Source organism: Paenibacillus sp. 2KB_20, assembly GCF_052115765.1.
GTDB lineage: Bacteria > Bacillota > Bacilli > Paenibacillales > Paenibacillaceae > Paenibacillus_AQ.
The window spans coordinates 38,818-63,559 of the sequence record NZ_JBFRHH010000023.1 but is presented as its reverse complement, the minus strand read 5'-3'; the positions used below and the strand labels follow the sequence as shown (position 1 = coordinate 63,559).

Genomic DNA, 24,742 nt, shown 5'->3' with positions numbered 1-24,742 from the left:
AGTTTTCAGGTGATCAAGCATCTGAACCGTTTGGTGGCGATGGCGGAAGGGTTCCACGCGTTCCCATACCGAACACGACCGTTAAGCCTTCCAGCGCCGATGGTACTTGGACCGAAGGGTCCCGGGAGAGTAGGACGTCGCCAAGCGAAAAACCACTGTCGATGTAATCGATGGTGGTTTTTATTTGTTTTTTATGAGAATTTTTTTTGGATATTTAGATGAAATGCAGATTTAGAGATTGTCCGACTAAGGATATATGCTGTAGCGTGATGTCAGCAGCTTCTCTGTTATATAACATAATCATAAAATTGACGTAAACAGATGAAAATTTTGTTACCGATACCATGCCAAAAATCAGTATAATTGAATTAGGCAAAATCGGGTAGTGATTACCGATTTGCGCAGGCTGTAGGAAATAAGGCCTGATTGGAAGGTTCTCCATTAACCAACCAACTACGAATACTCATCTGGAGACCGGTTATTGTGGGGGAAGGAGGACAATTACATGTTGTGTAAACGTGGTCTGCATGTGGCAGAGATGATCTGTGCGGTTACGATATTGTTGATCGGATCCGGATGTGGGGCATCCGCAGAACCAAGCTGGGAAACCTTTGACGGCGCGGCGAATGTGAAGTCATTCCCGGTTCCGAAGGAAGCGAATAAAACGGAGCAAACAACAGGCAATAGTGACTTGGATTATGTACGGTATGCGCTTCCAGGCTTAAAGGGAGACGACAGCATCCCTGAAGCCTACCTGGAAGAGATTGAGTCCTGGGGATGGAAGCAGAAGGAAGTTGAAGATGAAGGTTCTTCGTTAGTATTTGAAAAAGGGAAAAGTATCGTCCACCTATCGGTGCATGACGATTTTCTTATAATTACGGTTCCGAGTCAGCTTAAAAAACAAGCCATACAAGGATTGGAAAGCAATAAAGCCAATGAATAAAGACCTCTTCCCGACTTCGGAATGAGGTCTTTATTCATTGATGAAACGAAAAATAGGGTTTATAGCGCTATGTAGTGATGGACGCAGAACTCTAATATTATTGCTGGTAATAGGAGATGTCCTGCTCATTCATTTTCAACATGCCATCTTTACGCTGGCCGCTTAGACGCAGCATGGTATAGCCGCGCGGGAGAAGGAACCACAGATGCCAGACCAAAAGCGTGATGGCAAAAGGCAGCGGTGACCAGAAGGCCATGATAGCGCTTAAGACAATCCCTACCCAACAGGTATAGAACTGCACTAAATTAAATACGCGACGGCTGACGTGTTGATCCGGTATATAACCAAGCCAAGGGAACCTCAGACGGAAGCGCCAACGTTTCCGGTAGCTTGTTCCCAATAGGACGAGCACGGTATGCCCGACGACATATTGGATCCATAACATAAGCGGAAAGGCGATTAGCAGATAGAGCAGGAAATACGGTGACACCCAAAATGTCCCTGCAGCCGCAGCAAGCCAAGGCAGAGTTAAGTAGAGGATGAGCAAGCTTTTGGAAAGTTGGATTTTCTTAATTAATCGATAGTGATAAAAGGTGGCTTGACCATGTGGATCTGCCATTGGGCTATACTGTCCCCCTTTAAGTAGAAGTAAATTACGATAGACGGGAAATTTAAGTCTTTTATGTTTTTATCGGACAAAATCATATTTTTATTAAGCTGAAAAAAAAGGTACAGACACAAGGCCACCAAGGGGTACATATACATAAAGCGTAGACCGATATCCTATGAAAAGGTTTAAAATAATAGAAACTGTGTCATACTAATAGGAAAAGGATCAAGGTGGGATGGTTATGGAAGAATTGACCGAACACGTGTGTATCATATGCAATCAGACGAAGACAGAGGGGATTACCATTGTTTCGCAATTCGTATGTGAGGAATGTGAATCCGAAATCGTTCATACCAGCGCGGAAGATGCCAAATATCATTTTTTCATCCGTCAATTAAAACAAATTGCCATGCCGAAAAATGCATAGGCGCGGGTACACGCGTCAATTGGGCCTGAATAAAAGGCCTTTTTTTGTTTAGAGGGGACTTTCCGTGCTTGGAGACGTAGGCGTAGGTTTCAAATTGCGTTAAAATAGGTTAGAGAATGTAATCCGAAGGGATATATCGATGACTACACATAGAGAGCGTGCCCCACTAGCAGAGGCTATAATGTTGTATCGTGAACGTGGGGCTTCATCTTTTCATGTACCTGGTCATAAAAATGGCAGGGCATATGCGGGAGAAGGTAAGACTACGGAGATGCTGCGAGAGGCCATGCGCATTGATGTGACGGAAATTACCGGAACCGATGATTTATTTCATCCTGAAGGCGTTATTCAGGAAGCGCAGGAACTGGCCGCAGATTGTTTTGGTGCAGAGGAAAGCTTCTTCCTAGTGGGCGGGAGTACAGCCGGCAATTTGGCATTAGTTCTGACGGTTTGCCGTGAACCGGGCGATATTGTACTTGTACAGCGGAACGTACATAAGTCCGTGTTGAACGGATTGATGATGGCCGGTGCCAGGGCGGTGTTTCTTCAACCGGAGCTGGACAAGCAGAGCGGTTTAGCCGTTGCTCCCTCTGCAGCTACACTCGTAGCAGCTCTTGAGGCTTATCCAGAGGCCCGGGGGGCGATCATCACGATGCCGAACTACTACGGGATGGGGAGCGACTTAAAGCCGCTAGCGAAAGCTTGCCATGAGTTCGGCATTCCACTACTCGTGGATGAAGCGCATGGAGCTCATTACGGACAGCACCTCCAGTTGCCTATGAACGCTTTGTCATGCGGCGCGGATGGTGTGGTTCAATCCACACACAAGATGTTAGCCGCCATGACGATGGGAGCCATGCTGCATGTACAGGGCGGGCTGCTCGACCGCAGCCTGCTGCGCCAGCGGCTGGCCATGGTGCAGAGCTCCAGCCCCTCGTACCCGCTCATGGCTTCACTGGACTTGGCGCGGCGCCTGCTGCACACACAAGGCGCAGACGCCTTCACGGCTGGCCTGGCCGCCGTGAAGGCCTTCCGGCGCGGCCTCGCGAAGCTGCCGCGGTTCGGGCTGCTGCAGCCGCCGCAGCCCAGGGGCCACGACGCGGGCATAGCCGCAGCGGCGTATACTCGCCAGGACCCGTTCAAAGCGGTGATATATGACCGCACCAGGTCCCTGAGCGGGTATGCACTCCAGCGCGAGCTAGAGGCGCGCGGCTGTGTGCCGGAGATGAGCGACGAGTTGCACGTCGTCTTATTGTTTACGCTGGGATCCACTCGGGAAGATGCGAATCACGTCTTATGGGCTCTTGTGCATATTGTAGAGCAGGGGGAGAAGACAGAAGGCATCGGAACCGAATCAGGCACTACGGCAGAGAGCACGGAATTACTGATCCGGACATTGCGGGATCAGGGGGATTTCGTGAATTATGAGCCGCGAGTAGACCACAAGAAAATGGATTCTATCCATTTCGATGTCGATGCTAACTTGTTAACTGAAGCAAGACCAGTCTCCGATGTTTCCACGTGGAACAATTTGCCCTCGGAGATTCCTTATTCGGCCCCAATTCCTTTCTCACTGAAGCCGATTGACAGGGAGAGGTTAGAATTGGTGCCGTTAGAGAAGAGCGCTGGGCGTAAGGCAGCGGAGATGGTTATTCCCTATCCGCCAGGTATACCGATCTTATACCCAGGTGAAGAAATCTCAGCGGGAATGAAACAGAGGCTCCTGGCATTAAGGAATGCAGGGGCGAAATGCCAGGGGATATCCGATCCAGCGCTGCAAACCATTGTCGTTTATAAGGAAACGTGAAGGAAGAGACTCCACTATACGTTGGTAAATATACCGGAGCGTATAATATCGAGCTCCACGATCAACAAATGATGAAAGCAGGATACGCTATGACTAATCGCAGACCACTATTTATTACCATCGAAGGAGGAGACGGATCCGGTAAAACGACTATGATGGGCAGACTCGCCGCTTTTATGCAGAATCATTCGATCCCGTATCTGATTACACGCGAGCCCGGCGGCATTGAGATTGCGGAGAAGATCCGCTCTATTATTCTCGATCCGCAGCATACCGCGATGGATGCACGTACTGAAGCATTGTTGTATGCGGCTGCCCGCCGCCAGCATCTTGTGGAGAAGGTGGAGCCAGCTTTGAGTCAGGGCTTGACTGTGCTGTGTGACCGATTCGTGGACAGCAGTCTGGTTTACCAGGGATATGCACGCGGACTGGGCATGGAGGAAGTATGGAACATCAATCAATTTGCGATCGATACCCGCATGCCGGATCTAACGCTGTTGTTCGATGTGGAGCCGAAGATTGGCATGTCACGGATCACGGCGAATGCAGAACGGGAATTAAATCGGCTGGATATGGAGAACATGGCATTTCACGAGAAGGTTAGGGAAGGCTATCTATTGGTAGCAGAGCGTAATCCGGATCGAATTCGCATTGTAGATGCTTCCAAGACGCCGGCTCAGGTGGAAAGAGAAATGATTCGTCACTTGGAAGACGCGATATTAAAGGATTTTTGAGGTTGTTTGTCAAATAAGTAGTGTTAAGGACATATGATGTCCAAATAAACAAGGAGGGTTTACCATGAAATTGATTGTTGCGATTGTCCAGGATAAAGATAGCAACCGTCTCTCCGCCGCATTGGTCAAAGCTAATTTTCGGGCAACAAAGCTTGCAAGTACAGGCGGCTTCTTGAAGGCGGGGAACACCACCTTTATGATCGGGGTAGACGATTCACAGGTTGAAAGTGTGCTCAGCGTCATTCGCACAAGCTGTAAGGTTCGTGAACAGCTGGTCACTCCGGTAACCCCAATGAGTGGTACAACCGATTCCTACTTGCCGCTTCCGGTCGAAGTACAGGTTGGTGGCGCAACGGTGTTTGTCCTCCCTGTAGAACGATTCGAGCATTTCTAATTCATTTTCTGGATCTGCGATAGATACGTAACGGATGTTTTTATTGGGATATTTGACGGCTGTGTTCTCCTGTAACCCAAGTCTTCTGAAGCACTTCTGTATCATAATAAAAATAGTTACCGTAGATCGCTGCACTCGGGAGATGCTTTTAATAGATGGATGATCTCGATGGATTCCGGAAAATCACCTAATTCATCGATAATTATCGATGAATCGCTTGACAATCAAACCATTTCAAGGTACGTTCACGTGAGGCATAGGTTTGTTCGATATGAACGTACCAGGTGCCTCCGTTTTATTAGATGCATAGAATACGCAACAGGCGGTGGATCAGATGAAAATCAATCCGGGCTTTCGGCCCATGAAAAGTGAACTCACGGTGCCGGATGGCAACGCCAGACCGATTCAGCAGCGATCGTTCTCGGATATGATGCAGCAGCAGGGAGAACGCGCGACCCATGAAGAGTTGAGTCGTCAAATGCGTGAAATTGCAATGCAAGGCGATCGTTTGGCAAAAGTGATGACCGTTCGGGAGCTAAAAGCGTATAAATTGATGGTTCGCCGATTCCTGGAGGAAACGGTTCGTCGCGGTGTGAAAATGAAGGAAACGCGCGGCTGGGACCGCCGGGGACGCGGCAAGCGTTATAATGTAATTGATGAAGTCGATTCTGCGCTGCTCGCGATGGCGGATGAACTGCTGGATACGGAGCAGGGGAGAATTGATCTATTGAACAAGGTTGGAGAAATTCGAGGCATGCTGATCAATCTTGTATTCTAATCGCAAGAAGCAAGGAAGCGGATCGTGATTCATGACTGCTAAGTCTGGAGGATCATGAGGATTGATAGAAAGTGAGGACTTATGTCTTTTAATGATATCGTAGGTCAAGAGACTGCGAAGCAACTGCTGCAAAATGCCTTGCGCCGTAATGCGGTCAGTCATGCCTATCTGTTTAGCGGCCCCCATGGTGCCGGACAGATGCAGATGGCGCTTACGTTTGCCAAGGCATTGTTTTGTACGGAACTTGAAGACGATGCCTGCGGGCAGTGTTTGGAATGCCGCAAGGTAGATCATGGCAATCATCCCGATCTGACGTTGGTTGAGCCTGATGGAGCCAGCATTAAGATCGATCAGATCCGTGATCTTCAGCGTATATTCTCTTATCGATCGGAGAATCGAAATCCCAAAGTCTATATTATTGACCGAGCGGAGAAGATGACCACGCAGGCAGCCAACAGTCTGTTGAAATTTCTGGAGGAACCCCAGGCGCCGGCTGTAGCTATTCTGATTGCCGAGAATGGACAAGCCCTTCTGCCTACCATTCAATCGAGATCCCAGCAGGTTCCGTTCCGGGCTTTGGATCCGCAGATGATGGAGAAGGTTCTTGTAGGGGAAGGTTATCCTGCCGCACTTGTACGCTGCGCAGTTCATCTTTCGTCAGGACTTGATGAGTGCAGGAAAATATTGAGTGAGAATTGGTTTGCAGAAATTAGAAACCTAGTGTTACAATTAGGTAAGGAGTCTTTGAACCGCAGTGGCTCAGCAATTATCACAGCGAGTCAAAAAGTGTTCAAAACCGAGCTCTCTGATCATCTGGACCTATTGTTCAGTATGTTTCATTTATGGTTTAAGGACATGATCCATGTCCAGTATGGAAGGAAAGAGTCTCTCGTTTTCATAGATCAGGCAGAGTATATCTCTGGTCATGCATCAGCCCGCAGCACAGCACAGTGGGTGTCATACATGGATTTGGCCGCAGAGTGTCAGAAGAAGTTACGCTATAATGTCAATGGACAGCTCAGTTTAGAGCAGTTATTGATGGGTTTGGGCGGTAACACTCCGGCGTGAGCACACCCCCAGGCCCGCAGAATGGCCATTATGTACAGGCACAAGGGGGTTTATTTTTGTACAGTGTAGTAGGTGTCCGCTTTAAGAAAGCGGGCAAAATATATTACTTTGATCCGCTCGACCTGCCCGTGGAGAAGGAACAATCCGTCATTGTGGAAACCGCGAGAGGCATTGAGTATGGTCAAGTTGTGATAGGAAAGAAGGAGGTCGGTGAATCGGACGTTGTCCTTCCACTCAAGAAGGTCATTCGGATCGCTGGTGATTCTGATGCCCGTGTGGTTGAAGAGAACAAACAAGCGGCCAAGGATGCATTCACCACCTGTTTAAATAAAATTCGGGATCACGAACTGAAAATGAAGCTGGTTGATGTGGAATTTACGTTTGACCGCAACAAAATCATTTTCTACTTCACGGCCGAAGGCCGTGTGGATTTCCGTGAACTGGTCAAGGATCTGGCCAGTATATTCCGTACAAGAATCGAACTTCGCCAGATTGGAGTTCGTGATGAAGCGAAAATGCTCGGCGGTCTTGGACCTTGCGGACGCGTACTGTGCTGTTCCTCATGGCTTGGTGATTTTGAGCCGGTATCGATCAAGATGGCAAAGGATCAAAGCCTATCGCTCAATCCGACTAAAATTTCCGGGCTATGTGGAAGATTGATGTGCTGCCTGAAGTTTGAGCATGATAATTATGAAAGCGTGAAAGAAGAGCTTCCATCCGCGGGAAAATTGGTCATTACTTCGCTTGGAGAAGGCAAAGTAGTCGGACTGAATGCGGATAAGCGGACGGTTCATGTTCAACTGTTTGAAATTGGAAAGGTTAAGGAACTTCCAATGGACGACGTTGTCATCAAATAGTCCAATAGAATGTTTATTTTCGGGGTGTAGACTTGGAGAAGAAAAACATTTTTGTGCTCATTCAAGAGTTGGAAACACAGATGGGAAATATACACAGTGAACTGGGTGGACTTAAGCTGGTCATCAAGGAACTGCTGGAAGAGAACCATCGCCTCAGTCTTGAAAATGAACAGCTCCGGAAAATTTTAAAGCGGGAAGTCAATCCGGCAGAATTGGAAAACCCAGTGGCTTTACAACCTCAGCCTCATGTGAAGGATGAGGCACATGAAGATGTGGTCGGCGAGGGGTATGATAACCTGGCTCGGCTGTATCATGAAGGCTTCCACATCTGCAATGTCTATTATGGACATCTGCGGACGGAAGGGGATTGCCTGTTCTGCTTGTCTTTTTTGAATAAATAAGAAGCCGTAGGAGAAACTGCCTACGGTTTTTTTCTAGAATGGAAAGGTTATACTGTAAGGATCGCGATTGAACAAATACCGGCTGCTTGTCATGCAATGTGAAGAGCAGCCTTTTGTGTATTTCATTTTATCAGGTACTATGTAGAGAGCCGATACACCAAAAACGCGTGTTTGGAATTTTGGAGATAAAGGGTTGAAACTATGAAATTGAAAGAAGTGTTATTGCAATCATCCGAGCGGATTGATGATCTGCTCACCCATGAGCTTGGCATCATCCAGAGTGAGGAGGTATTCAGCTTTTCCATGGACGCCGTCCTGCTCGCCAGGTTTGCCAGCATACCGCGCAGGGGCCGTATTTTGGATATGTGCACGGGAAACGGGGTTGTTCCAATCCTGCTGTCGACTCGTACAGGTGCGCTGATCGAGGGGATTGAGATTCAGCCCAGACTTGCGGACATGGCCAGACGGAGCGTCGAGATGAATAATCTCCAGGACCAGATCACGATCCAAGAGGGCGATCTGCGGGAACTATACAAGGAACAAGGATATGGAGCGTACGACCTGATTACGGTCAACCCGCCTTATATGCCGATGAATGGCAGCGACTTGAAGCTGAATGAGCACCAGGCGATTGCCAGACATGAAATCCACTGTACGCTTGAGGAAGTGATTGAATCCTGTGCAAAGCTGCTTCGCCAAGGCGGAAAGATGAGCATGGTCCATAAGCCCCTACGACTAGCGGAGATCATCTCCTTGATGAGCAAATACCGGATTGAGCCCAAAGTCATCCGATTTGTCCATCCGCGCGTGAATATGGAAGCAAACATGGTGCTTATCGAGGGTATTCGGGACGGGAAGCCGGAGGTTCGCCTGAAGCCCCCGCTGATCGTATATGATGAGCAAGGAAACTACGGACCAGATTTTATGGAAATTTACTATGGAACACATAAGGATGAGACGAAAGAATGAGAAATCTTGTGCAACAGAGTTATGCCGATCAGGGAGAGGGAAGCCCGGGTTCTCTGTATTTGGTGGCAACACCGATTGGTAATTTGGAGGATATGACCTATCGCGCTGTACGCATCCTCCAGGAATGCGATATTATCGCGGCAGAGGATACACGGCAGTCACGCAAGCTGCTGACCCATTTCGAAATTCCGGCTAAGCCGCTGTTTAGTTATCACGAGCATAATAAGGCGGCCAGTGGACCTGAAATTATACGTTATATAATAGAAGGAAAAAATGTGGCACTCGTCAGCGACGCCGGTCTGCCGGCGATTTCGGACCCTGGCAGTGATCTGGTTTCACTTGCGATTGAGGCGGGAATTTCGGTCATTCCGATCCCGGGGGCCAATGCCGCCCTTTCCGCCTTAATCGTGTCGGGTTTGCCGACCGAACGATTCACGTTTATCGGCTTTTTGCCGCGGGAGCGTAAAGATATCATTCAGCAGCTGCAAGCTTTGCAAACGGCGCAGGGAACGCTATTATTTTATGAATCTCCGCATCGCGTGAAAAAGACGCTGGAGATCTTGCAGGAGGTACTGGGAAATCGGAAGGTGACCTTGGCTCGTGAACTGACTAAACGCTATGAGGAATTCTTGCGCGGGAGCATTTCCGAATGCCTGGACTGGCTCACGGAGCATCCGCCGCTGGGGGAATATTGTTTGGTGGTCGAAGCCGGTAGTGCAGAAGAGGAGCTGAAGGAGAAAAATGCCTGGTGGCAGGAGCTTTCGCTGGAGGAGCATGTGGAACATTATGAGCGGGAAGGACTAAGCCGCAAGGATGCCATGAAAAAAACCGCGGGTGATCGCGGTGTATCGAAGAGGGATATCTATAATGCGCTCCTGACGGAATAGTGATAATACTTAACTTGGTGCAGGGGGATAACAAAATAGCCCCACAAAGTGGAGCCTATGCTTCGATGTTTATTCCAAATACTTTGCGGGGACCCCAAAACCAATAAATGAGAATAAAGAATGGCTTTCGCTTCGCTGAAAACTTAAATTCTTTAAGCTCAAAAAAAGACCCTCCTGCGGCCGGGTTCATAGCCGAGGAAGGCACCAAGGAGATATGAAAAAGGTTAGAATTAACAAAATGTAATAATGCTATTATATACTAAAAATCTTAATTTGTCACAGGTGTAGGGATTTCCGAGATACATTCATGGCAAACAATTTTACCTTTGAAGTAAGTGACATTCTCAGCGTTACCACAGAAGATGCAGGCAGGCTCATATTTCTTAAGCATGATGCGTTCGCCGTCTACATAAATCTCCAATGCATCTTTCTCACCAATTCCGAGCGTACGGCGTAATTCGATCGGAATGACGACCCGTCCAAGCTCATCGACTTTCCTTACAATTCCTGTTGATTTCATCATAACTTATAAATGCCCCTCTCGCCATAATTTAAAAAAGTCATAATTCGACATAGTTCTAGTTTTTATGTTATTTATAGTACCAACGATTCCCAAAACAGTCAACCTATATTTTTGAAAAATCGGAACCTATTTACGAAAGTATAGTGAACAAAACCCTTATATAGCAACGTAATTACCATAATCGAACCAATTATTGCTGCATTTTTTGATTTGTCGATTTGGAAAGCGCAATTTTCCCTTATTCGACACAGTTCGACATTAGATGTCAAAAGAAGTGTTTATCGGCTAAAACCCAATCGAAACGATAAGGAGTTGAGATGGAATGTATTCACCAATTTCGGAAGAAAAAGTGTTTAAGGATCCCGTCCACAATTATATTCATGTGCAAGACGACATCATCTGGCGATTAATCGATACCCCGGAATTCCAGCGACTCCGCCGGGTTAGACAGCTTGGAACCTCTTTTCTGACCTTTCATGGGGCCGAACACAGCCGATTCTCCCATTCACTGGGAGTCTATGAAATTACGAGAAGAATCATCTCTCAATTCGAACGGAGGGGGTATTCCGATTGGCCTGCCGAGGAAAGGCAAGTTGCGCTCTGCGCGGCTCTGCTGCATGATTTGGGGCATGGCCCTTTCTCTCATTCTATAGAAGAAGCTTTTCATATGAATCACGAGGATTGGACATGCCGGATCCTGCTCGGGGATACTTGCGTCAATCAGGTACTGCGTGAGCTCGGAGCGGATTTCCCCGAGAAAGTGGCTTCCGTGATTAACAAAACCTACGATAAGCCGATTGTGATAAACCTGGTCACTAGTCCGCTGGATGCAGACCGGATGGATTATTTGCTAAGGGATGCGTATTATACGGGAGTTAATTATGGAACGATTGATATTGACCGGATCTTGCGGATGCTGCGGCCATACCGCGATCGGGTCGTTGTGAAGGAATCGGGCATGCACGCCGTGGAGGATTACCTGATGTCACGGTATCAGATGTACTGGCAGGTATATTTTCATCCCGTCACTCGAAGCTCCGAAATCATCCTGCGCCAAATCTTTCGCCGGGCAAAGGAACTGCATGACAGCGGATATGCCTTTCGGTTCATGGTCGAACCGCTTCCTGCGTTGTTTGCGGGCCATATTGACGTGAGTCAATACCTGCGTCTGGATGAAGCCCTGATCCAAACGGCCTTTCTGCAATGGACGGAGGAGGAAGACAAGCTCCTTAGCGAATTATGCGGTCGTTTCATGCACCGAAAGCTCTACAAATATGTAGAAATCGACAATATTGATCTGGAAACCATCGACCGGATACGCCAAGCGTTCCGTGCCGTGGGATTACATCCGGAATATGACCTGGAGATTGATTTTCCAACCGATCTTCCTTATGATAAAGTTCATTCCGATATGCCGCTTAACGAGAAACAGATTCTGCTTCTGGATCGGCATGATGAGCTGAAGGAAATCTCGGAGGTTTCCGATATTGTACGCTCGATCAGCGGTATTCATAAAGGACGGTACCATCTTTATTATCCGGAAGAGAAAGTGACTCCGCTGCTGGCTCAGATGCCGGAGAAGATAGCCGATGTTTTCAAGCAACAACATTAACCTAGAGGAATAGTCAAAGCTTGGTACATTTGCAATTTACCCAGCTAATGGAAGATATACGACACAGAAACGACAGGAAGGAGAGTGTGGATCTTATGTTGTTCGACACGCACACTCATATGGACGCTCCCCAATTCGACGAAGACCGGGAGGAAGCAATTCAGAGGGCGCTTGAAGCCGGCGTGACCCGGATGATCAATATCGGATTTAACCGGGAGACGATCCCGACTACGATGAAGCTGGCAGAGACTTATGATTTTATATATGCGGCAGTGGGCTGGCATCCTGTAGATGCGATTACCATGGAGGATCAGGACCTGGATTGGATCGCCTCTTTATGCAGTCATGAGAAAGTGGTGGCTATTGGAGAGATCGGCCTGGACTATCATTGGGATACGTCTCCAAAAGAAGTGCAGCACCGAGTGCTTCGGCGTCAGATCGGACTTGCCCGGGAACTGAACATGCCGATTGTCATTCATAATCGGGATGCGCATGAAGATATTATCAAAATTTTACGGGAGGAAAAGGCCTCCGAAGTGGGCGGTGTCATGCATTCCTTCTCCGGAAGCTGGGAAACCGCCAAAATATGTCTCGATATGGGATTCCATATTTCATTTGGCGGGCCGATTACCTTCAAGAATGCAAAGCAGCCCAAAGAGGTATTGGCGCAGGTTCCGCTGGATCGATTATTGATCGAAACGGACTCCCCTTACCTGACGCCTCATCCCTTCCGTGGGAAACGAAATGAGACCGCTTATGTGAAATTGGTGGCGGAGACCGCAGCCGAGATTAGAGGGTTGTCTTATGAGGAATTGGCCCAAATTACCACCAAAAATGCACTGGAACGATTTGGTATTTAACGAAAAAGAGAGCAAAAGCGATGAAAAAGAGAGCAATCGCGATTAATTAAAGTTTTTTAATCAGAAAAGGCGTCAATATTACAATAATTTAACCTTTTACATGAGAAAATGTGGTTGAATGTTGCTTTACAACCTGCATGTAAACAGGATATCATCTTTTCAGTGATAAGAAGCTGCGATGTGCAGATCGTAGCCGAATATTTCATGAACCGTCTCGCTTAATCTCCGGAATTCTGGAGAACGGGGGAACCGATACCGCCGTGCATACTGGTCTGAATGCACGCAGCTGTATTTGATTTCTTTTTCGGGTCTTTGGGGTGAATTTGAAGGATCTCGCCATGAGCGGGTATCCGGATCTAGGGCGTCTCTCTTACGTCCGAACCCGACAGCTAACTCCGTAAGCGAAATAAGAGGGGAAATCTCGTGCATACCATTTCCATGATTCTAATCATCAGGAAGCCACGTTAGAGCCTCTAGTACTCTTTCATTGGCTTTCTTTTATTTTTGAATAATGGAGAAGGGATCATCATACTCTTGGTAAACAAGGGGTGGTGGTAGATGGACGAAATGACGGGAATTGACGCAGGGTGTAGATAGATAGCAGGGCGCCTTGTGAGAAAAATTGCTATAGTCACGTCAAATGCATTCATGCGTTTACCTAGACGGCGGGACTATGAAGGAGGATGGAATAGTGGGCATTTTTCAACCTGAAGAAACCCATGAATCACAATCATCCAGCATGTCTTACGCATTGAGATGGAAGCATGACAATTTGCGTCAACTGATGTTGCTCGGTGCCATGGGTGCCGTTACGGTATCACTTCTCATATCGTTGGTCGTACATGATCAGGCAGGCAAGGAGGTTCAGCTTGTCGTCGATGGTCGTGTCACCACAGTAGAAACACGTGGATCATTGCTGCAGGAATTGCTGGATGAGCAAGCGATCACGTTGAGTCCTCAGGATCAGATTTCGATGCCTTTAAACGGCGCGATCCAGGATGGAGATCGGATCATCATTGAACGGGCAATTCCAGTTAAAGTTACAGTAGGCAGCACAACTAAAACCATATTTACATCCCAGGATACGGTTGATCATGTACTTAAAGAGGCTGGTATTACGATCCAGGGTGAAGATATAGTACAACCGGCACAGAACACGAAGCTGACCAGCAATATGAATATCCATGTCGTCCGCGTCACGAAACAAAAAGTTAAGGAGACGGAAGACCGGGAATTCCGTGTGATCAAAACAGCCGACCCATCGCTTGAAAGAGGGGATAACCGCGTGATTCAGCGGGGCGAGTCCGGTCTCATGGTGAACCATTATGAGAAGGTCTACCACAATGGCAAGCTGGTTTCGAAGACGAAGGTCTCCCAAAAAGTCGAGCGCAGAACGAAGGATAAAATTATTGCCGTAGGCACGAAAAAGGTGAAGAAGCCCGTCATTGTTCAGGCGGCCGCCACCGATGTGAAAGCCACACCGGCCAAATTGTCCGGCACGAAGAAAGTAACAACCGCCAAGGCTGTTGAGAACAACGTGGTTTCTCGGGCAGGCGTTGATTTTAAATACAACAAGGTATTGAACAATGTGTCGATGACGGCGTATTCTTCTGAGCAACAAGGAATCGGTACACGCACTGCATCCGGCACACGCGTTACAGAAGGGCGCACCATCGCCGTTGACCCTAATATCATCCCGATCGGATGGTGGGTCTATATCGAAGGCATTGGCTTCCGTCGTGCAGAAGATACGGGCGGCGCCATCAAAGGCAACAAAATCGATGTTTATTATGATTCACTCAAATCGGCCACGAGTTTCGGCCGGAAGAGCGGCCGCACCGTTTATGTGATCGGTCCGGTTAAACCTGAATTGAACTAGACGCATGAATTCCAATTTACAATGCCATTCTAATGCTATACTATTTAGCTTATAATATATAATGATGAAGAAGAGGGAGTATTTCCTCTTCTTTTGTTTTGTTAAGAACGGAGTATACAGAGCTAAGATGGTTGAATCTAAAGTTGTACAAGCGTGGCTTTGCTTGGGAAGGAAGAGAACAAACGCATGATTAAAGAAGTGATTGTTGTGGAAGGCAGAGACGATACCGTTGCCATTAAACGGGCCGTAGAAGCGGATACGATCGAAACGGGCGGATCAGCGATCAACAAGCAAATCCTGAAACGCATAGCGCTTGCTCAGGAGCGCAGAGGCGTCATTATATTTACGGATCCTGACCATGCAGGGGAGCGGATCCGCAAAATCGTGGATCAGGGCGTACCCGGCTGTAAGCATGCCTTTATCCCGGAGGCGGATGCTACCCGCAAAGGGGATATCGGCGTGGAGAATGCCTCGCCAGAGGCGATACGGCGTGCGCTGGAGCGGGTCCATACCTCCTTCGAGGGTGGAGAGAGCCTGATTAGTCTGGAGGACATGCTGGAGGCCGGATTATCGGCTCATCCGGAAGCGGCAGCAAGGCGTATGACGATGGGTAATCTGCTGGGGATCGGTTATTGCAATAGCAAGCAGTTCCATAAACGACTGGCCATGTTTCAAATATCACGTGAAGAATTTCTGGCCGCACTTGCACAGTTGGAAGAAGGGGGCGTAAGCCAATGAATCGGATCGAGGATATATCAACACCAAGACGGACGAAGGAGATCATCTCACGGCATGGATTCTCTTTCAAGAAGAGTCTGGGTCAAAACTTTCTTATTGATCAGAATATTCTGTATAAAATTGTGGAAGCTGCAGGACTGGATGAGGATAAGGGAGCCCTTGAGATCGGCCCTGGTATCGGTGCATTAACGGAGAAGCTGGCGCAGACGGCAGGGACCGTCACCGCGGTCGAAATTGATCAGCGCCTGATTCCCATCCTGAGGGAGGTCCTGGAGCCCTATGAGAATGTGAAGGTGCACCATGGAGATGTACTGAAGGTGGATCTTCATGAGCTGTTCCGTCAGGATTTTGCGGGCGTATCGAAGGTAAGTGTGGTTGCGAATCTGCCGTATTATGTGACGACACCGATTCTCATGAAACTGCTGGAGGAAAAGCTGCCGCTGGAAAATATCGTGGTGATGATTCAGAAAGAAGTGGCAGAGCGGATGGCAGCGGCACCGGGAAGTAAGGATTATGGCAGCCTTAGCATTGCCGTTCAATATTACAGTGAGCCTAAACTGGTCTGTATTGTGCCGCATACGGTGTTTATTCCGCAGCCGAATGTCGCTTCGGCCGTGATTCGCCTGGCGGTCCGGGAACAGCCTCCTGTTAGTGTAGAAGACGAAGGATTCTTCTTCGAGGTGGTTCAGGCTTCTTTCGCACAGCGGAGGAAGACGATTGCCAACAATCTGAAGAGCCGGTTCTTTCCGGGAGAAGGCCGTGAACGGCTGGAGCAGCTGCTGCAGGAAGCGGGCATTGAGCCCTCACGGCGCGGTGAGACCCTTAGTATTGAAGAGTATGCCCGGCTCAGCAACATATTGTACAACGCGGAAATTCGTTAATACAGCCATTAGAGAGCCCATAGGGCCCGCGAAGGCCTTAACGCGATAAATTGATGTTTCGTAAGAACCAATAGTCACAGTGGCCCATACCATAGGGTAGGGGTGATGTTGTGATGAACTTGGGAGACTTGGTCGTTCGTAAATCCTACGGCGGCGATGTAACGTTCCGGGTAGAAGGCATGCGGAAAAATAATAATATCGTCATCAAAGGGACAGAATTTCGGTTACTTGCCGATGCTCCCATTGATGATTTGGTCACGGTCCCGCATCCCAACTTAAGCGAACGTACAAAGCAGGCGCAGATCAAAGCCAATGAGTCGCTGGACCGTCTGCAGAAGCACAGACAGGAGCAGAGTGAGCGTCAACTGGCCAGCCTGCGCAATATTGAAGGCGGACAGCTTGCGGAAAAAGGATATTTTGACGTGCCGGGCAAGGTGCTGCATTTGGATGGAGATCCCCAATACCTGAAGAAGAGTTTGACCTTGTACAATCAGCTTCGGGTCCCAGCGGAAGGCCATTATATCAATGAGTCGGGGATGGCCGATTCATTATATCGTCTTCTTCCGCGGGTAAGACCTGATATCGTGGTAATTACAGGTCATGATGGAGTTCTGAAGAGACGACAGCCATACGATTTATATAGCCTGGACAGCTATAAGAATTCACACAACTTCGTCACGGCGATTCAGGTAGCGCGTCAATATGAGCGGAATCTGGATTCCCTGGTCATTGTGGCTGGGGCGTGTCAGTCGCATTTTGAAGCTCTGCTGCAGGCGGGAGCCAATTTTGCCAGCTCGCCAGGGCGAATCCTCATCCATGCGCTGGATCCTGTCTACGTTGCCGCTAAGGCAGCCTATACGTCAGTCAGGGATACCGTCAACATCCATGATGTCGTTCATCATACGATCAGCGGCAGTCAGGGCGTGGGCGGAATCGAGACGAGAGGCAGCTACCGGATCGGTCTGCCAAAGCTGCAGGATTTGTCCACGTTGAAGGTTACGCCTTCGGTCAGTTAGCTCATATTGCGTTCTAAAAGAGGTGTAATAGGTCGTTGTAGAAAGAACAGAGAAGAACCCCACAAGTTGGGGTTTTTTTATTTTTTGTTTCAATTCTTTAAGAAAGTTGTCAAAAAAAATACATAAAGCTTGTCAATTTAGCGCATATTAAAGCAAATGCACACGAGAAATCCAGGGTCAAAAAAAATACGTTGACAATATATTTTTGATGCTGATATAATTAATGTTTTTGAATTGACAAATGACTGAATCTTTTGTATAATGGACAAGGAAAGAGGTGGTCGTCGACAATGGCTAAAAACGCGCTGTTGGAAATCAAACGCAGTCTCGATGCCCATTTAGGGCAAAAAATTACGCTTCGGGCTAACGGTGGCCGTCGGAAGACCGTCGAGCGTACTGGTGTTTTGGAAGAAACGTACCCTTCTGTTTTCATTGTGAAGCTGGATCAAGACCAGCAAACTTTTAAACGTGTGTCCTACAGTTATGCCGATATTCTGACCGAAACCGTGGAAATCATGGTAACCGGTGATGACAACGAGATGCGAATCACCTATATCAAGTCATAACGATATGTCATGAGAGAGCAGTCTCCACTAACAGGGAGGCTGTTTTTTGTTGCCATCGATCCGGGGAATGACAAGCGGGGGTTGAACACATACTAAGGCTGCGCGAGGCCTTCTTCATTCGCATATGCGGTGAAGGAGGTTAGCTTGCAGGGGTTCGTAAAACGCCACTGCAATCGCGCCGGATGCTGTTCATGCCATACTCAATTACATTTTCCAAGGAGGCGGGATTGATGAGCAGGAGAAGACGAAGCATTATGTCCGATCAATTGAAGACCGAATTAGCTAAGGAATTGGGATTCTACGATACCGTGGAAAAAGAAGGCTGGGGAGGCATTAAGGCCAAGGATGCCGGCAACATGGTAAAGCGGGCGATTGAGCTCGCCGAGCGGGCAGCCAGCAAATCCGATCTGTAAGAGAAAGACCATAATGCGGCAGGGGCTTCCGGTTAAGCGGAAGCCCCTGTTTGTTTACCCCATCAAACGGTCCCATGACTTCAAAGCCTGAGTTTGTTAATATAGAGGCATTAGATGTTTTTCCTCGAATATGTTAAGTTCAAGCATATGGGGAAAAGCTAAGGATAGGTGAACGTTCTTGAAAATATACGAAAAAGCACCGGCCAAAATCAATTTGATGCTGGATGTACTTCATAAACGTCCTGACGGCTTCCATGAGGTAGAGATGGTCATGACGATGATTGACCTCGCCGATCGGCTCGAAATGTCCGAACAGAAGCGGGACACCATCATCATCACCTCACAGGCAGGGTACATACCGCTGGACGAGAAGAATTTGGCCTTTCAGGCAGCAAGACTAATTAAAGAGCGCTATGACGTGAAAAAGGGTGTGCATATTCACCTGGACAAAAAAATTCCCGTTGCCGCTGGACTCGCAGGAGGCAGCAGTGATGCAGCGGCAACACTGCGCGGCTTGAACCGCCTCTGGGGACTGGATATCCCCCAGGAGGAGCTGCTCGCGCTGGGCGCAGAGCTCGGCTCGGATGTGCCGTTCTGTGTAACCGGCGGCACCGCACTGGCTACAGGGCGCGGCGAGGTACTCACGCCGATCCCAAACCCGCCGCAGTGCTGGGTGATCGTGGCCAAGCCGCCGATCAATGTGTCGACGGCGGAAGTGTACGGCCGTTTGCGCAGCGAGCAGATTCAGCACCATCCATCGGCTGAACGCATGGTCGAGGCGCTTACGCAAGGCAGTTTCCAGCAGATGTGCCAATCGCTGGGTAACGTGCTGGAGGAGGTTACCTTGAAGATGCACCCGGAAGTTCAGCAGCTGAAGGAAGGAATGCTGAAATTGGGAGCTGACGGTGCGCTCATGTCCGGAAGCGGCCCAACGGTCTTCGGTCTCGTCTCCAAGGAATCCAAGGTAGCCCGGATTTACAATGGCCTGCGGGGATTCTGTAAGGAAGTGTATGCCGTTCGCCTACTGACTTAGAAACGGTTATGTTTGACAATTCGGGGTCGAATTTCAAACAAAGTTGTATAAATACGTACAAAGGTGTTATATTTAACATATAATATTCGGATTTAGCGAGGAACCCTAGGTGAAAAAATTAAAACGAAGCGAACGATTGGTCGATATGACCCAATATTTACTATCTAAACCGCATACGCTGATTCCGCTGACAACGTTCGCTGAGCGATATGGAGCAGCCAAGTCATCCATCAGTGAGGATTTGGCAATCATTAAGGACGTGTTCGAGAGCGAGGGGCTCGGTGAGCTTCAGACGCTGGCCGGCGCAGCGGGAGGAGTCCGCTACATTCCGAAGCTGCGCAAAGATCATGCCTTGCGGTTTGCGGAGGAGCTGTGTCAGCAGCTTCAGCAATCGGATCGGATTTTGCCGGGAGGTTATTTGTACATGTCTGATCTGCTCGGACAACCTTCGCTGATGAATGAGGCGGGCAAGATCATTGCCACGGCGTTTGCCGACCGGGATATCGATGTGGTCATGACCGTGGAAACCAAAGGGATTCCGCTGGCCTATGCGACAGCGGCACAATTGAACCTGCCGGTCGTACTAGTTCGACGGGACCATCAAGTGACGGAAGGATCGGCCGTAAGCATCAATTATGTATCGGGATCACATAAGAGCATTCATACCATGTCATTATCCCGCCGGGCGCTCAAGGAACGCTCTCGCGTGCTGATCGTGGATGATTTTATGAAGGCAGGCGGGACCATTCAGGGAATGGTCGATCTGCTTGGTGAATTTAATGCAGAAGTCGCAGGTGTCGGTGTGCTGGTAGAGTCAGGAGCGGTGGAAACTGAGGAAAGACTTCTGGAGGACTATATTTCACTAGCCATCTTAAGCGATGTGGACTCCAAAACGAAGAGAATTACCGTAAACCCTGGTAATTACTTCGAAAAATAGAGTCGCGATATTTGTCGATATAATAGCGTTTTCATTCGAATTAGCCCGAAGTCTGTCGAAAATATCACATTCTAAAAAAAATTCCTGTTTTTAGGACATTTTGTATTAGAAAAAAGAAGGATTTATGGTTTGCTGTGTGGAATTATACACCAAGTCTCTGATGGAAAAAGGTGGTGAACACATATGCAAATTACGGATGTCAGACTCCGCCGTGTTAACTCTGAGGGGAGAATGAAGGCAATCGCATCCATTACCATCGATAATGAATTTGTCGTTCACGACATTCGCGTCATCGACGGAAACAATGGAATGTTTGTTGCAATGCCGAGCAAACGCACTCCTGATGGAGAATTCCGCGACATTGCCCATCCCATTTCTTCCGGTACTCGCGAGAAAATTCAATCGGCTGTATTGGCCGAGTATGAGCGAGCGGCTACTGAAGAAGAAGTGATTGAAGAAGGCGCTTAAGATTTACAATTGGGGTTCAAGGAAAAGAGAGCCATACCTGTGGCTCTCTTTTCTTTTTTTGTAGAATGATATATATTCAGTAGTGAGTTCAAGAGGAGGAGGCATGGCCCTTGAAAAGATTTGCTATTGTGCTCGCCGCTGGGCAGGGCAAACGTATGAAATCCAAACTATATAAAGTGCTGCATCCTGTTTGTGGCAAGCCGATGGTCGGACATGTATTGCAAACTGTACAGCAGGTAAACTGTGAACGCAGTGTTGTGGTCGTAGGCCATGGTGCGGAAACGGTTCGCGCTTATCTGCAAGACGCAGCCGAGTATGTACTGCAGGAGCAGCAGCTCGGAACGGGTCACGCTGTGAAGCAAGCCAAGGAATTACTTGGTGGCGAAGAAGGATCCACGATTGTCATTTGTGGGGATACTCCGCTGGTGACGTCCGAGACACTGGAAAATCTTTTGAAGCTTCATGAAAGCAACAATGCGGCCGCTACGGTGCTTACCGCGCATATGGATAACCCGAAAGGCTACGGCCGGGTCATTCGAGGCGAGGATGGCAGCGCACTTCGGATTGTTGAGCAGAAGGATTGCAGTCCGGAAGAGGACGCAGTCACTGAAATTAATACAGGTACTTATTGTTTTGACAATAAAAAGCTATTCGCTGCACTGGATAATGTAACCAACCAGAATGCGCAGCAGGAATATTACCTGACCGATTGCGTCGGCATTTTGAAACAAGCCGGTGAGACCGTGCTTGCTTATCAGACCGATGATTACGCGGAATCGATTGGCGTTAACGATCGCCTAGCGCTGTCGGAAGCTGAAGGCTTCATGAGAGAGCGCATCAACCGCAAGCACATGTTGAACGGTGTTACGATCATTGACCCGGCTTCAACCTATATCGGAGCTGATGTTAAGATTGGTTCAGATACAGTGCTTTATCCCGGTACCGTCCTGAAAGGGAATACAGTGATCGGTGAAGATTGCGTGATCGGACCGGATACCGATATCGAGGACTCTGTTATCGCGGATGGCGCAAGCGTCAAACATTCGGTGCTCAGCAGCGCTGAAGTCGGCACCCGGACCTCCGTAGGACCGTTTGCTTATCTTCGTCCAGGCGCCAAGCTGGGGGATGATGTAAAGGTGGGCGACTTCGTCGAAGTGAAGAACGCCACGATTGACAACGGCTCTAAAGTATCCCATCTCAGTTATGTTGGTGATGCCAAAGTCGGCAAAAACGTTAATATCGGCTGTGGTGCGATTACAGTCAACTATGATGGTTATAATAAGTCCATTACCGAAATTGAAGATGATGCATTTATCGGCAGTAATGTGAATTTGATTGCACCGGTGAAGGTGGGCAAGGGCGCATTCGTTGTTGCAGGCTCTACCATTACGCATTCCGTTTCGGACAATGATCTGGCCATCGCCAGACAGCGTCAGGAGAACAAGCCAGGGTACGCAGAGAAGATCCGGGCACGCGCCATCGCCAAGAAGAATAAGAAATCGTAATTATCCCTGCTTCCTTAACCAAGATATGAAGCGGTGATCGGATACCTAATTCAACGAACCAGCACGGAGGGTTTTTATTCTATGACTTATCTTGATTCTAAATTAAAAATATTCACGTGTAATTCCAATCCTAAACTTGCCCATCAGATCGCCGATTATATCGGCATTCCGATGGGGGAATCGCATACAACCAGCTTTAGCGACGGCGAGATTCAAGTAAAGCTCTCCGAAAGCGTACGGGGCTGCCATGTTTATATTGTGCAGTCCACTTGTTTGCCGGTGAATGATAACTTGATGGAGCTGCTGGTTATGGTGGATGCGCTCAAGCGGGCATCCGCGAAGAGCATCAACGTGGTTATTCCGTATTACGGATATGCCCGTCAAGACCGCAAAGCGCGTTCGCGGGATCCGATCACCGCTAAGCTGGTTGCGAACCTGATCGAAAAAGCAGGAGCTCATCGCGTCATTACGATGGACCTGCATGCGATGCAGATTCAGGGGTTTTTCGATATTCCGGTGGATCATCTGCTCGGCGTACCGATTCTTGCCCAATATTTCCGTTCAAAGCAGATCGAGAACCCGGTCGTTGTATCTCCGGATCACGGCGGTGTGGTTCGCGCGAGAAAGCTTGCTGATTTCCTGAATGCGCCGCTGGCGATTATCGATAAACGCCGACCGGAGCCGAACGTCAGTGAAGTCATGAACATTATCGGGAATATCGAAGGCAAGACCGCTATTCTGATTGATGACATCATCGATACCGCCGGTACGATTGTGCTGGGTGCCAATGCGTTGATGGAAGGCGGCGTGAAGGAAGTCTACGCGTGCTGTACACATCCGGTTCTCTCGGGCCCTGCCCATGAGCGACTGGAAAACTCCCCGCTGAAGGAAGTTGTTGTAACAGACACCATTCCGATCACCAATCCGAACCCGAGCAGCAAGCTGACGGTGTTGTCGGTTGCTCCGTTGATGGGTGAAGCCATCATCCGAGTTCATGAGGAATTGTCGATTAGTAAATTGTTTGAAATAGAATAATAAACCGTGTAAAGGCAGGGTTACATCTCCTCATGAGGAGATGTAACCCTTGTCGGCTATAACGACCTTGCCGTTTTGGTTAGCAAAAAGCAGAGGAACAGTCAGAAAGAAAACGTTTTCATAAGTCCAGCCTGTTAATAGAGATCAAGCTTGTTAATATCCGGGCCTAGAGATAAAAGTGAACGTACTCCGGTTGTACAGCGTTCCCTCAAGCTCGACAAAGTAGGCGTCGACTGCCGTGATCAGACCCACGTCTATGTGACAACCCAGTTCATAGACTTGAACAGGGATGCCATGCTTCATATGGTATTGAAAATGGCTGTGGTGCGTTAATTTCTGTTCGAAAGCTTTCAATGCCGATTCACCTTCTTATGAGGCATAACGCCGATAGGTTTTGTTCATATTGTACTCAGAAATGCGCAAAGAAGAAAGTATAAATCGTGAAAGGAATCAACCTGTGATGAAATGGATTGTCGGACTGGGCAACCCCGGTTCAAATTATGAGAAGACACGCCATAATGTTGGATTCATGGCGCTGGATGCACTGGCAGAGCGACACGGTATGAAGTTCAACCAGAATAAATGCAAATCGGTCATCGCCGAAGGGATGATTGGCGGCATCAAAACCGTCCTGATCAAACCGATGACGTTCATGAATCTTTCGGGCGAGGCCGTGCGTGCTTATATGGATTATTATAAAGTGAGTCTTGAGGACATGATTGTGGTCTATGATGATTTGGATACCGTGGTCGGTAAGATCCGCCTGCGGTATCAGGGCAGTGCCGGAGGACATAATGGCATTAAATCCATTATTCAGCATACCGGGACTCAGAGCTTCAACCGTGTTCGTATGGGCATATCGAGGCCTGAGCCGGGTTATGCGATTGTGGATTATGTGCTCGGTACTTTTCCGAAGAAGGAACGCGAACAGCTGCAGAGCATGGTAGAGGAGACCTGTGACGCGCTGGAATTCAGTCTGGATCATACCTTTGAACAGACGATGGCGAAGTTTAACAAGTCTTAGAAAAGCATCATAGAATGGAAGTATCCAAAGAGATGATTCCTAAGTCATAGGGCAACCGTAACATCGAAGTCTTAAACGAGGAAAATCCGGGCATACTGAAGGTATACACGACCTTCAGGAGGCATATGATGGCGATAACCTATGTTTGCAGACATTGTCGGGCGTTTCAAGGCCGCATCGATTCCAATTACGTATCCGAAGCTCGTCTCGGATTTGATTCCTTGACCCCTGAGGAACGCAAGGATATAATAGCCTATGATTTTAACGGAGAAATGATGGTCCGGGTAACCTGCGATCATTGCAGAGAAGCCCTCGAAGCCAATCCGGAACTTAGCCTTTTGGCAAATCCCCTGCAATGAGCGTATAATGGGGTACAC

At 48.3% G+C, this 24,742-nt stretch carries 29 protein-coding genes, 1 rRNA gene and 1 riboswitch; of the genes, 27 read left to right on the top strand and 3 right to left on the bottom strand.

What is annotated here, in order from left to right:
• Positions 1 to 29 precede the first annotated feature (29 nt).
• Both rrf and AB4124_RS32630 read left to right on the top strand, forming a co-directional pair.
• Positions 30 to 146 (top strand): 5S ribosomal RNA (rrf, locus tag AB4124_RS32635).
• Between the two features lie 359 nt (positions 147 to 505).
• Positions 506 to 943, top strand: coding sequence for a hypothetical protein (locus tag AB4124_RS32630; RefSeq protein WP_339292085.1), 438 nt, complete (start codon positions 506 to 508; stop codon positions 941 to 943).
• Positions 944 to 1,040: 97 nt separating this feature from the next.
• Here AB4124_RS32630 and AB4124_RS32625 read toward each other — a convergent pair whose 3' ends face one another.
• On the bottom strand, positions 1,041 to 1,562 hold the full coding sequence (locus AB4124_RS32625; RefSeq protein ID WP_076326559.1) for a hypothetical protein: 522 nt from the start codon (positions 1,560 to 1,562) through the stop codon (positions 1,041 to 1,043).
• 232 nt (positions 1,563 to 1,794) lie between these two features.
• Between AB4124_RS32625 and AB4124_RS32620 the strand changes: the two genes are divergently transcribed.
• The 10 genes from AB4124_RS32620 (at position 1,795) to rsmI (ending at position 9,875) form a co-directional block, all read left to right on the top strand.
• A complete protein-coding gene (locus AB4124_RS32620) occupies positions 1,795 to 1,980 on the top strand; it encodes a sigma factor G inhibitor Gin (RefSeq protein ID WP_071221101.1) in 186 nt (61 codons plus the stop codon).
• A gap of 139 nt (positions 1,981 to 2,119) precedes the next feature.
• Positions 2,120 to 3,787 (top strand): aminotransferase class I/II-fold pyridoxal phosphate-dependent enzyme, encoded by a 1,668-nt coding sequence (locus tag AB4124_RS32615; protein WP_441975330.1) that lies wholly within the window; start codon positions 2,120 to 2,122, stop codon positions 3,785 to 3,787.
• A gap of 89 nt (positions 3,788 to 3,876) precedes the next feature.
• A complete protein-coding gene (gene tmk, locus AB4124_RS32610) occupies positions 3,877 to 4,521 on the top strand; it encodes a dTMP kinase (protein WP_441975329.1) in 645 nt (214 codons plus the stop codon).
• A gap of 64 nt (positions 4,522 to 4,585) precedes the next feature.
• Positions 4,586 to 4,915 (top strand): cyclic-di-AMP receptor, encoded by a 330-nt coding sequence (locus AB4124_RS32605; protein ID WP_006207400.1) that lies wholly within the window; start codon positions 4,586 to 4,588, stop codon positions 4,913 to 4,915.
• Between the two features lie 334 nt (positions 4,916 to 5,249).
• Positions 5,250 to 5,693 carry a YaaR family protein gene (locus AB4124_RS32600; protein ID WP_076326561.1) on the top strand — a complete coding sequence of 148 codons (444 nt, stop codon included), beginning with the start codon at positions 5,250 to 5,252 and terminating at the stop codon, positions 5,691 to 5,693.
• Positions 5,694 to 5,774: 81 nt separating this feature from the next.
• Positions 5,775 to 6,761 (top strand): DNA polymerase III subunit delta', encoded by a 987-nt coding sequence (holB, locus tag AB4124_RS32595; RefSeq protein ID WP_441975328.1) that lies wholly within the window; start codon positions 5,775 to 5,777, stop codon positions 6,759 to 6,761.
• Positions 6,762 to 6,817: 56 nt separating this feature from the next.
• Complete coding sequence (locus AB4124_RS32590) at positions 6,818 to 7,618, top strand: PSP1 domain-containing protein (protein ID WP_076326556.1); 801 nt, start codon at positions 6,818 to 6,820, stop codon at positions 7,616 to 7,618.
• A gap of 32 nt (positions 7,619 to 7,650) precedes the next feature.
• The gene (gene yabA / locus AB4124_RS32585; RefSeq protein ID WP_076326555.1) at positions 7,651 to 8,019 is read left to right on the top strand and encodes a DNA replication initiation control protein YabA; all 369 of its coding nucleotides are present in this window, start codon (positions 7,651 to 7,653) and stop codon (positions 8,017 to 8,019) included.
• Between the two features lie 201 nt (positions 8,020 to 8,220).
• The gene (locus AB4124_RS32580; protein ID WP_441975327.1) at positions 8,221 to 8,988 is read left to right on the top strand and encodes a tRNA1(Val) (adenine(37)-N6)-methyltransferase; all 768 of its coding nucleotides are present in this window, start codon (positions 8,221 to 8,223) and stop codon (positions 8,986 to 8,988) included.
• Positions 8,985 to 9,875 carry a 16S rRNA (cytidine(1402)-2'-O)-methyltransferase gene (gene rsmI / locus AB4124_RS32575; RefSeq protein ID WP_379415569.1) on the top strand — a complete coding sequence of 297 codons (891 nt, stop codon included), beginning with the start codon at positions 8,985 to 8,987 and terminating at the stop codon, positions 9,873 to 9,875. The genes AB4124_RS32580 and rsmI overlap by 4 nt, the downstream gene beginning before the upstream one ends.
• 268 nt (positions 9,876 to 10,143) lie before the next feature.
• Here rsmI and AB4124_RS32570 read toward each other — a convergent pair whose 3' ends face one another.
• Positions 10,144 to 10,398: an AbrB/MazE/SpoVT family DNA-binding domain-containing protein gene (locus AB4124_RS32570; protein WP_006207408.1), complete on the bottom strand. Its 255-nt coding sequence runs from the start codon at positions 10,396 to 10,398 to the stop codon at positions 10,144 to 10,146.
• Between the two features lie 322 nt (positions 10,399 to 10,720).
• Here AB4124_RS32570 and AB4124_RS32565 point away from each other — a divergent pair, with 322 nt between their 5' ends.
• From AB4124_RS32565 to AB4124_RS32505, 13 genes are all read left to right on the top strand, one after another.
• The gene (locus tag AB4124_RS32565; protein ID WP_076326552.1) at positions 10,721 to 12,010 is read left to right on the top strand and encodes an HD domain-containing protein; all 1,290 of its coding nucleotides are present in this window, start codon (positions 10,721 to 10,723) and stop codon (positions 12,008 to 12,010) included.
• A 95-nt stretch (positions 12,011 to 12,105) separates the two neighbouring features.
• Positions 12,106 to 12,870, top strand: coding sequence for a TatD family hydrolase (locus tag AB4124_RS32560; protein WP_098741212.1), 765 nt, complete (start codon positions 12,106 to 12,108; stop codon positions 12,868 to 12,870).
• A gap of 205 nt (positions 12,871 to 13,075) precedes the next feature.
• A riboswitch (cyclic di-AMP (ydaO/yuaA leader) is annotated at positions 13,076 to 13,290 on the top strand.
• 271 nt (positions 13,291 to 13,561) lie between these two features.
• Entirely contained in the window at positions 13,562 to 14,749 is a 1,188-nt protein-coding gene (locus AB4124_RS32555; protein ID WP_441975326.1) for a G5 domain-containing protein, read from the top strand.
• A 186-nt stretch (positions 14,750 to 14,935) separates the two neighbouring features.
• A complete protein-coding gene (gene rnmV, locus AB4124_RS32550; protein ID WP_379415563.1) occupies positions 14,936 to 15,487 on the top strand; it encodes a ribonuclease M5 in 552 nt (183 codons plus the stop codon).
• Positions 15,484 to 16,368: a 16S rRNA (adenine(1518)-N(6)/adenine(1519)-N(6))-dimethyltransferase RsmA gene (gene rsmA, locus AB4124_RS32545; protein ID WP_441975325.1), complete on the top strand. Its 885-nt coding sequence runs from the start codon at positions 15,484 to 15,486 to the stop codon at positions 16,366 to 16,368. Before rnmV ends, rsmA begins: the two co-directional genes overlap by 4 nt.
• A 113-nt stretch (positions 16,369 to 16,481) precedes the next feature.
• Positions 16,482 to 17,384, top strand: coding sequence for a sporulation peptidase YabG (gene yabG, locus AB4124_RS32540; RefSeq protein WP_441975332.1), 903 nt, complete (start codon positions 16,482 to 16,484; stop codon positions 17,382 to 17,384).
• 290 nt (positions 17,385 to 17,674) lie between these two features.
• Positions 17,675 to 17,950, top strand: a complete 276-nt coding sequence (gene veg / locus AB4124_RS32535) for a biofilm formation stimulator Veg (RefSeq protein ID WP_006207415.1) — start codon at positions 17,675 to 17,677, stop codon at positions 17,948 to 17,950.
• Between the two features lie 230 nt (positions 17,951 to 18,180).
• The gene (locus AB4124_RS32530; RefSeq protein WP_076326546.1) at positions 18,181 to 18,363 is read left to right on the top strand and encodes a small, acid-soluble spore protein, alpha/beta type; all 183 of its coding nucleotides are present in this window, start codon (positions 18,181 to 18,183) and stop codon (positions 18,361 to 18,363) included.
• Positions 18,364 to 18,541: 178 nt separating this feature from the next.
• On the top strand, positions 18,542 to 19,396 hold the full coding sequence (gene ispE, locus AB4124_RS32525) for a 4-(cytidine 5'-diphospho)-2-C-methyl-D-erythritol kinase (protein WP_379415558.1): 855 nt from the start codon (positions 18,542 to 18,544) through the stop codon (positions 19,394 to 19,396).
• 109 nt (positions 19,397 to 19,505) lie between these two features.
• The gene (gene purR / locus AB4124_RS32520) at positions 19,506 to 20,333 is read left to right on the top strand and encodes a pur operon repressor (protein WP_071221086.1); all 828 of its coding nucleotides are present in this window, start codon (positions 19,506 to 19,508) and stop codon (positions 20,331 to 20,333) included.
• A gap of 183 nt (positions 20,334 to 20,516) precedes the next feature.
• The gene (gene spoVG / locus AB4124_RS32515; protein WP_006207419.1) at positions 20,517 to 20,801 is read left to right on the top strand and encodes a septation regulator SpoVG; all 285 of its coding nucleotides are present in this window, start codon (positions 20,517 to 20,519) and stop codon (positions 20,799 to 20,801) included.
• Positions 20,802 to 20,911: 110 nt separating this feature from the next.
• On the top strand, positions 20,912 to 22,306 hold the full coding sequence (glmU, locus tag AB4124_RS32510) for a bifunctional UDP-N-acetylglucosamine diphosphorylase/glucosamine-1-phosphate N-acetyltransferase GlmU (protein ID WP_379415554.1): 1,395 nt from the start codon (positions 20,912 to 20,914) through the stop codon (positions 22,304 to 22,306).
• 81 nt (positions 22,307 to 22,387) lie between these two features.
• On the top strand, positions 22,388 to 23,341 hold the full coding sequence (locus tag AB4124_RS32505; protein WP_006207421.1) for a ribose-phosphate diphosphokinase: 954 nt from the start codon (positions 22,388 to 22,390) through the stop codon (positions 23,339 to 23,341).
• Positions 23,342 to 23,494: 153 nt separating this feature from the next.
• On the opposite strand, the gene AB4124_RS32500 is transcribed toward AB4124_RS32505, so the two are convergent.
• Positions 23,495 to 23,695, bottom strand: coding sequence for a hypothetical protein (locus AB4124_RS32500; RefSeq protein ID WP_006207422.1), 201 nt, complete (start codon positions 23,693 to 23,695; stop codon positions 23,495 to 23,497).
• 106 nt (positions 23,696 to 23,801) lie between these two features.
• Here AB4124_RS32500 and pth point away from each other — a divergent pair, with 106 nt between their 5' ends.
• Together pth and AB4124_RS32490 are read left to right on the top strand one after the other, a co-directional pair.
• Positions 23,802 to 24,365 carry an aminoacyl-tRNA hydrolase gene (gene pth / locus AB4124_RS32495; RefSeq protein ID WP_339292094.1) on the top strand — a complete coding sequence of 188 codons (564 nt, stop codon included), beginning with the start codon at positions 23,802 to 23,804 and terminating at the stop codon, positions 24,363 to 24,365.
• A gap of 128 nt (positions 24,366 to 24,493) precedes the next feature.
• Complete coding sequence (locus AB4124_RS32490) at positions 24,494 to 24,724, top strand: anti-sigma-F factor Fin family protein (RefSeq protein ID WP_339269200.1); 231 nt, start codon at positions 24,494 to 24,496, stop codon at positions 24,722 to 24,724.
• Positions 24,725 to 24,742: the final 18 nt, after the last annotated feature.

Coding starts and splice junctions, on each gene's coding strand:
- AB4124_RS32530 (WP_076326546.1), top strand. CDS start 18,181: ATGAGCAGGAGAAGACGAAGCATTATGTCCGATCAATTGAAGACCGAA.
- AB4124_RS32605 (WP_006207400.1), top strand. CDS start 4,586: ATGAAATTGATTGTTGCGATTGTCCAGGATAAAGATAGCAACCGTCTC.
- rsmA (WP_441975325.1), top strand. CDS start 15,484: ATGAATCGGATCGAGGATATATCAACACCAAGACGGACGAAGGAGATC.
- AB4124_RS32560 (WP_098741212.1), top strand. CDS start 12,106: ATGTTGTTCGACACGCACACTCATATGGACGCTCCCCAATTCGACGAA.
- AB4124_RS32505 (WP_006207421.1), top strand. CDS start 22,388: ATGACTTATCTTGATTCTAAATTAAAAATATTCACGTGTAATTCCAAT.
- spoVG (WP_006207419.1), top strand. CDS start 20,517: ATGCAAATTACGGATGTCAGACTCCGCCGTGTTAACTCTGAGGGGAGA.
- AB4124_RS32615 (WP_441975330.1), top strand. CDS start 2,120: ATGACTACACATAGAGAGCGTGCCCCACTAGCAGAGGCTATAATGTTG.
- AB4124_RS32565 (WP_076326552.1), top strand. CDS start 10,721: ATGTATTCACCAATTTCGGAAGAAAAAGTGTTTAAGGATCCCGTCCAC.
- AB4124_RS32580 (WP_441975327.1), top strand. CDS start 8,221: ATGAAATTGAAAGAAGTGTTATTGCAATCATCCGAGCGGATTGATGAT.
- AB4124_RS32620 (WP_071221101.1), top strand. CDS start 1,795: ATGGAAGAATTGACCGAACACGTGTGTATCATATGCAATCAGACGAAG.
- tmk (WP_441975329.1), top strand. CDS start 3,877: ATGACTAATCGCAGACCACTATTTATTACCATCGAAGGAGGAGACGGA.
- AB4124_RS32625 (WP_076326559.1), bottom strand. CDS start 1,562: ATGGCAGATCCACATGGTCAAGCCACCTTTTATCACTATCGATTAATT.
- AB4124_RS32490 (WP_339269200.1), top strand. CDS start 24,494: ATGGCGATAACCTATGTTTGCAGACATTGTCGGGCGTTTCAAGGCCGC.
- holB (WP_441975328.1), top strand. CDS start 5,775: ATGTCTTTTAATGATATCGTAGGTCAAGAGACTGCGAAGCAACTGCTG.
- AB4124_RS32570 (WP_006207408.1), bottom strand. CDS start 10,398: ATGATGAAATCAACAGGAATTGTAAGGAAAGTCGATGAGCTTGGACGG.
- pth (WP_339292094.1), top strand. CDS start 23,802: ATGAAATGGATTGTCGGACTGGGCAACCCCGGTTCAAATTATGAGAAG.
- rnmV (WP_379415563.1), top strand. CDS start 14,936: ATGATTAAAGAAGTGATTGTTGTGGAAGGCAGAGACGATACCGTTGCC.
- veg (WP_006207415.1), top strand. CDS start 17,675: ATGGCTAAAAACGCGCTGTTGGAAATCAAACGCAGTCTCGATGCCCAT.
- AB4124_RS32600 (WP_076326561.1), top strand. CDS start 5,250: ATGAAAATCAATCCGGGCTTTCGGCCCATGAAAAGTGAACTCACGGTG.
- rsmI (WP_379415569.1), top strand. CDS start 8,985: ATGAGAAATCTTGTGCAACAGAGTTATGCCGATCAGGGAGAGGGAAGC.
- yabG (WP_441975332.1), top strand. CDS start 16,482: ATGAACTTGGGAGACTTGGTCGTTCGTAAATCCTACGGCGGCGATGTA.
- AB4124_RS32630 (WP_339292085.1), top strand. CDS start 506: ATGTTGTGTAAACGTGGTCTGCATGTGGCAGAGATGATCTGTGCGGTT.